The 5,998-nt window shown below is 70.8% G+C and carries 5 protein-coding genes and 2 pseudogenes; 3 read left to right on the forward strand and 4 right to left on the reverse strand.

Going from position 1 to position 5,998, the window contains the following annotated elements; translation table 11 throughout:
- Both CCR87_RS15335 and tolB read left to right on the forward strand, forming a co-directional pair.
- A pseudogene (locus CCR87_RS15335) lies at positions 1 to 448 on the forward strand (energy transducer TonB); the annotation flags it as partial.
- A complete protein-coding gene (tolB, locus tag CCR87_RS15340; RefSeq protein WP_201158412.1) occupies positions 445 to 1,776 on the forward strand; it encodes a Tol-Pal system beta propeller repeat protein TolB in 1,332 nt (443 codons plus the stop codon). The pseudogene CCR87_RS15335 and the gene tolB, both read left to right, overlap by 4 nt.
- Before the next feature lie 75 nt (positions 1,777 to 1,851).
- Here the strand turns inward: tolB and ybgC are convergent.
- Positions 1,852 to 2,241 (reverse strand): annotated as a pseudogene (gene ybgC / locus CCR87_RS15345) (tol-pal system-associated acyl-CoA thioesterase); the annotation flags it as partial.
- 105 nt (positions 2,242 to 2,346) lie between these two features.
- Here ybgC and CCR87_RS15350 point away from each other — a divergent pair.
- Entirely contained in the window at positions 2,347 to 2,664 is a 318-nt protein-coding gene (locus tag CCR87_RS15350; protein WP_201158413.1) for a TraR/DksA family transcriptional regulator, read from the forward strand.
- Between the two features lie 83 nt (positions 2,665 to 2,747).
- On the opposite strand, the gene CCR87_RS15355 is transcribed toward CCR87_RS15350, so the two are convergent.
- From CCR87_RS15355 to ruvB, 3 genes are read right to left on the reverse strand one after another with little or no spacing between them, the layout of a single operon-like run.
- Complete coding sequence (locus CCR87_RS15355; RefSeq protein ID WP_201158414.1) at positions 2,748 to 3,383, reverse strand: hypothetical protein; 636 nt, start codon at positions 3,381 to 3,383, stop codon at positions 2,748 to 2,750.
- On the reverse strand, positions 3,380 to 4,990 hold the full coding sequence (locus CCR87_RS15360; RefSeq protein ID WP_201158415.1) for a hypothetical protein: 1,611 nt from the start codon (positions 4,988 to 4,990) through the stop codon (positions 3,380 to 3,382). Before CCR87_RS15360 ends, CCR87_RS15355 begins: the two co-directional genes overlap by 4 nt.
- Positions 4,991 to 4,995: 5 nt before the next feature.
- Positions 4,996 to 5,973, reverse strand: a complete 978-nt coding sequence (gene ruvB / locus CCR87_RS15365; protein WP_201158417.1) for a Holliday junction branch migration DNA helicase RuvB — start codon at positions 5,971 to 5,973, stop codon at positions 4,996 to 4,998.
- Between the last annotated feature and the right edge of the window lie 25 nt (positions 5,974 to 5,998).

Consider the following 5,998-nt stretch of genomic DNA (forward strand, 5'->3'; position numbering starts at 1 on the left):
TGCCGCTGCCCAGGGCAGCAGGCCCGCCGACAGCGGCCCCGACCTCGACGAGGCACTGTTCGCTTCCATCGCCGATGCGGTGGCCGATGCCGCCCGCACCGCGGCGTCCGGGCCTGCCGCCGGGCCTGCTGCCCTGGGCAGCGGCACGGTGGACGCGCTGCGCCGGGCGGTGGCACAGTGCTGGAACATCGGTCCGCTCTCGACCGAGGCGCAGGCCGTGACCGTCACCGTGGGCTTTCGGCTGGCGCGCGACGCCACGCCCGAGGGGGATGTGCGGATGATCGACTACACCGGCGGGTCCGAGGCCGCCGCGCGCCAGGCCTTCGAGGCCGCGCGCCGCGCAATCCTGCGCTGTGGCGCCACCGGATTTCCCCTGCCGGCCGACAGCTACGACGCCTGGCGCGAGGTCGAGATGACCTTCAACCCCGAAAGCATGAGGATCCGATGACCCTGACCCGCCGCTCTGCCCTGATGCTGCCGGCTGCGGCCGCCCTCCTGCCCGGGGCGGTGGTGCCGCGGGCGCATGCCCAGTCCGGCCCCCTGCGCATCGAGATCACCGAGGGCGTGATCGAGCCCGTGCCGCTGGCGATCCCGGACTTCGTGGCCGAGACCGGATCGGCCGCCCCCTACACCGCGCAGATCGCGCGGGTGGTGGCGAACAATCTGACGGGCACGGGGCTGTTCCGGGAAATCCCCGCGTCGGCCCATATCGGGCGCATCACCGCGTTCGACGCGCCGGTCAGCCACGCCGACTGGCGCGCGATCAATGCCCAGGCGCTGGTGACGGGCGCGGTGGGGCTGACGGGCGACCGCATCGTGGTCAAGTTCCGGCTGTTCGATGTCGTCTCGGGGCGGCAGATGGGCGAGGGGTTGCAGTTCGCAGGCAGCGCCGGAGACTGGCGCCGGATGGGGCACCGCGTCTCTGACGCCGTCTACAGCCGCATCACCGGCGAGGGGGGCTACTTCGACACCCGCATCGCCTTTGTGGCCGAGACCGGCCCGCGCGACCGGCGCGTCAAGCGGCTGGCGCTGATGGACCAGGACGGCGCCAATGTGCGCATGCTGACCGACGGGCGCGCCACCGTGCTGTCGCCGCGGTTCTCGCCCGCGGGGGACCGGCTGCTCTATACCTCGTTCGAGGCGGGGGCGCCGCGGATCATGGTGATGGCGCTGTCGGACATGCGGCCGCGGGCGCTGCACGACCAGGGGGGGATGACGTTCTCGCCCCGGTTTGCGCCGGACGGGCAGACGGTGATCTTTTCCATGGCACGCGGCGGGACGACGGATCTTTACACCGTGGGGCTGACGAGCGGGCGGGTGGATCGGCTGACCAGCGATCCGTCGATCTCCACCTCACCCAGCTTTTCGCCCGACGGGCGGCAGATCGTGTTCGAATCCGACCGCGCGGGCACGCAGCAGCTGTATGTCATGCCCGCCGGGGGCGGGGCCGCGCGGCGCATCAGCCGTGGATCGGGGCGCTATGCCACGCCGGTCTGGTCGCCGCGCGGGGACATGGTCGCGTTCACCAAGTCCGACCAGGGGCGGTTCCACATCGGGGTGATGCGGGTCGACGGCTCGGAGGAGCGGTTGCTGACGGCGTCGTTCCTGGACGAAGGCCCGAACTGGGCGCCCAACGGGCGGGTCATCGTGTTCACCCGCGAACCTCCGGGCGGCAATCCGGCGCTGTGGTCGGTGGACATCTCGGGGCGCAACCTGCGCCGGCTGCCGACCGAGACCGCCGCGTCGGACCCGTCGTGGTCACCGCTGCTGGGCTGAGCGTCCGGCCCGCGTTTCGGGGGCCGGGTCGGGGGCTGGGTCGGAGGCTTGCCCCGGCGTCGCGTGATCCGGGCCGGCCGCCTGCACCGCATCGCGCAAGCCCGCCGGCAGCCGCACCGCCCGCCCCGACGCGTCCAGCGCGACGAGCGTCACCTGGGCCGTGAACAGCGTGCGGCCGTCGCGAAGGACACGCTGGTCCATCACCAGCCGCGCGGGCGTGACCGCCATGGGCCGACTGACCACCTCCAGCAGGTCGTCAAAGCGGGCCGGCGCGAGATAGTCCGCCACCACCCGGCGTACGGCGAACACCACGCCGGTCTGCGCCCGCATCCCCCGTTGATCGAGGCCGAGCGTGCGCACCCATTCGCTGCGGGCGCGCTCGATGAACTTCAGGTAGTTCGCGTAATAGACGATCCCGGCAAGGTCGGTATCCTCGTAGTACACCCGGACGGTGTGGCTGTGCATCTTGCCCTCCCTTGCGGCGTGGCGCTTGATTTCAGTCATGGACGCAAGGGGCTGCGTCGGCGCACACTGCCTGCGTCGCGTACACCGATGTACAGGGAGGGCACCATGACCACCATCACCGAACGCCGGACGGAACTTCTGGCCCGGCGCGATGCGCTGATGGCGCGGATGCAGGAGGTGGAGCGCGAGCTATCCTCGCGCTCCACCACCGACTGGGAAGAAGCCGCGACCGAGCGCGAGGACGACGAGGTTCTGGAGGGCATGGGCCTGGCCGCCCAGGCCGAGGTCGCGCGCATCGATGCGGCGCTGGAGCGGATCGAGACCGGCGAATACGGCCACTGCATGCGCTGCGGCGAGGAGATCAGCCCCGCTCGTCTGGACGCCGTGCCTGACGCGCCGCTGTGCCGCAACTGCGCGGGCTGACCGGGACCGGATCGGGGGCGGGCCACGGTCGGGCCGGGGTCCAGGCTGGGTCTGGGCCGGGTCGGGTTCGGGTTGCGGCAGCATCACTGCGGCGCGGTGATCCGGGCGGCAAGGCGCAGCGCATGGGCGGGATCGGTGGCGGCGACCGGCAGCACCGGATCATAGGCCGCCCGGATCACCCCCGCGATGTCGGGCCGCAGGATCACCCGCCCACCCGCCTGCGCCAGCGGGGCCGCATCGGCAAAGGCCGTGTCGGACCACAACAGCCAGGTCTGCGTGGCCTGCGCGAGGGCCAGAACCTCGGCCGGGACGGCGGCCAAATGCGCGTCGAGGCGCAGCAGCACGAAGGCCGCCTTGATCCCGCCCGCCGCATCGAAGCGGAAGATGCGGTACTGGTTGGCCTCGGCCGCCGTCAGCCGGTCGAGCAGCGCCACCAGGTCGGGGATCAGCCGCTCCAGCCCCGGCACCTCGGCCAGTTCGGCCCAGTCGCGGACCATGAACACCATGAGATTCGCGCCCAGCTCCGGATCGGTCTCGGCCACCGGATGGCCCGACAGCTGCCCCAGAGCCTCGAACGCGCCCTTGAAGACGGGCAACGAGGCATCCCCCACCCCGAACACCACCGGCACCACCGGCCGCCCCCAGCGCGCGCACAGGTAGCTGCCGTCCGAGCGGGTGAACAGCGCGGCAATCGCGTCGGCGTCGAGGGTGTCGCTCATGTCGTGTTGTCCGTCTTGATCAGGCCGGAGAACCCGGCGACCGCCAGCAGCGTGAGGAACCAGCCGGCCGTGATATGCACCCACAGATACCCCCGCGCCATGGCTCCGAACGGCAGGTCATCGTCGGGTATCCAGTAGCTCTGCATCTCCAGCGAGACCACCGGGATCAGGGCATCGGCGGAATAAATCGCCGCGTTGAAGCGCGGATGCCCCGCCCCCTCGGGCTGGCGGTGGTAACAGGCGATGCGGCTTTCGCCGGGCACCCGCAGCCCTTGGGCCGGCGGCTGGCCGGCCAGCGCCACCCCCTGCCCGGCGTCGGCGCCGCACAACACCCACTCCGGCGCGCGCTGGATCTGCGGCAGGTTGGGCTTCAGCGCATCGCGGGACTGCGCCTCGGCAAATACGAGCGCGCCGACAAACCAAGCCGCTGCCAGCCACACCATAGCCAGTAAAGGCATACGGCCGTAGCGAACTGTCACCGCCAGCACCCTATCCCACAGGTGCAACCACAACGCATCCTCGTGATACCCGGTGCGCCATACCCGTGCCCGTCGCGCCGCGCGCTGGCGCTTTTCCTTCTCGATCAGGACCTCCCGCGCCGCCGCGCCGTCCCCCATCTCGCGCAGCACCCGCGCACATTCCTCCCACGGCTGGGGCCAGAATTCCGCGCCCCAGCGGCTTTCGTCCTGCAAGGCGAGCCAGCGGATGCGCGCGGCGGAGTCGACACCGGCACCGGTTCCCGTAAACGCCCCGTAGCGACAACCATTCAACAGCAAATTGCCGGGCAGTTGCGGCCATGCAGACGGGTGATCAGCAATCTGGTCAATTCGGGCGTTCGAAAAATCGAAAATACCGGATGCCGGAGCGCCCTCACGAAGGAAGAGACACCCAGAAATACGGGCGCGATTCAGGCTTAAGGCGAAGCCGTCTCTGCCAGCGCTGAACTGCGCACCGGAACAGTCGAGGTCGCCTTTCAGGCTGCCCCCGACCAGACGAACTTCGCCCTCGCTGACCAGCCGTCGAAGAAAGACACTGCCCCCAACATCTGCGCCGTCCAGATCGAGCGTTGCGTCCTTGCCGCTGGGAACCAGCCGGCCACGCGAGCAATCCAGATCACCCTCGATACGGGCGCTGACCAGCCGCAACTGCCCCCTGGCGGACAGCCCACGCAACAGCAGACTGCCGCGCGCCACCAGTCGATCAGCCGCAAACCCCGCACCAAGGTCTGACTCGTTCAGGATGACAGTGCCAAGTCGGGCACTGCGCAGAAGCAGAAGGTCGGGGATGCGGCATGCAATCAAGGCGATATCGGCGGGAAGATCGTAGCCTTCGAGGTCAAGCCCACGGGTTTCAGCCTCACGTGCCCCATTGCCAAGGAGGTAGGCACCCTGCACGCGAATTCCCCGGTCCTGCGGTTTGTGCCCCCTGACGTGTCCGAGGATCAGGGCGCGGAGGAAGCTGGTTCGGATTACCCTTGGGTCGTCCAGGGGCAAGTCGGCGGGGGGCAGCGTGCCGTCGCCAATCTGCACGATCAGGCCGGACGCCATCTCCTCGGCCAGTTTGCGTTCGGCGGGCAGCGGCTGCCAGGCGTCGAGGGGCTTGCGCATCAGGCTCACTCGCTCGGCGGTTCGAACAGGTCGGGCTGGCCCGGCGGGCGGGGGGCGGTGAGGCCGAGGTGGGTCCAGGCGCGGGATGCCAGCATGCGGCCGCGCGGGGTGCGGGCGAGGAGGCCTTGCTGGAGGAGGTAGGGCTCGATCACCTCCTCGATGGCGTCGCGTGCCTCGGAGAGGGCGGCGGCGATGGTCTCCACGCCGACGGGGCCGCCGCCGTAATGCTCGGCCAGGAGGGTGAGGTAGCGACGGTCGGCGCCGTCGAGGCCGAGGTGGTCGACGCCGAGGCGGGTGAGCGCGCTGTCGGCGAGCGTGCGGGTCAGGCGGCCGTCGCCCTCGACCAGCGCGAAGTCCACGACGCGGCGCAGCAGGCGCCCGGCGATGCGGGGGGTGCCGCGGGCGCGGCGCGCAATCTCGGCGATGCCGGCGTCCTCGGCGGGGATGTTCATCAGGCGGGCGCCGCGGGCGATGATCAGGGCAAGCTCGGCCTCGGTGTAGAACTGCAGCCGGGTGGGGATGCCGAAGCGGTCGCGCAGCGGCGTGGTCAGCAGACCGAGGCGGGTGGTGGCGCCGACAAGGGTGAAGGGCTGAAGCTCGATCCGCACGGTGCGGGCGGCGGGGCCTTCGCCGATCACGAGGTCGAGCTGGAAGTCCTCCAGCGCGGGATACAGCACCTCCTCCACCGCGGGGTTGAGGCGGTGGATCTCGTCGATGAAGAGGACGTCGCGGGCCTCGAGGTTGGTGAGGATCGCGGCCAGGTCGCCCGCGCGCGCCAGCACCGGGCCGGAGGTCATGCGGAAGCCCACGCCGAGCTCGCGCGCCATGATCTGCGCCAGCGTGGTCTTGCCCAGGCCGGGCGGGCCGTAGAACAGCGTGTGGTCCATCGCCTCGGACCGCATCCGGGCGCTTTCGATGAAGACGCGCAGGTTGGCGCGGGCCTCGGCCTGGCCGACGAAATCGTCCAGCGTCTGCGGGCGCAGGGCGCGGTCGCCCTCGGGGGCGGTG

This window comes from Rhodobaculum claviforme, assembly GCF_016653255.1.
In the GTDB taxonomy this organism is placed as follows: Bacteria; Pseudomonadota; Alphaproteobacteria; order Rhodobacterales; family Rhodobacteraceae; genus Rhodobaculum; species Rhodobaculum claviforme.

Excerpts from the sequence above, each read along its gene's own strand:
- tolB (WP_201158412.1), top strand. The coding sequence starts at position 445 with ATGACCCTGACCCGCCGCTCTGCCCTGATGCTGCCGGCTGCGGCCGCC.
- CCR87_RS15350 (WP_201158413.1), top strand. The coding sequence starts at position 2,347 with ATGACCACCATCACCGAACGCCGGACGGAACTTCTGGCCCGGCGCGAT.
- CCR87_RS15355 (WP_201158414.1), bottom strand. The coding sequence starts at position 3,383 with ATGAGCGACACCCTCGACGCCGACGCGATTGCCGCGCTGTTCACCCGC.
- CCR87_RS15360 (WP_201158415.1), bottom strand. The coding sequence starts at position 4,990 with ATGCGCAAGCCCCTCGACGCCTGGCAGCCGCTGCCCGCCGAACGCAAA.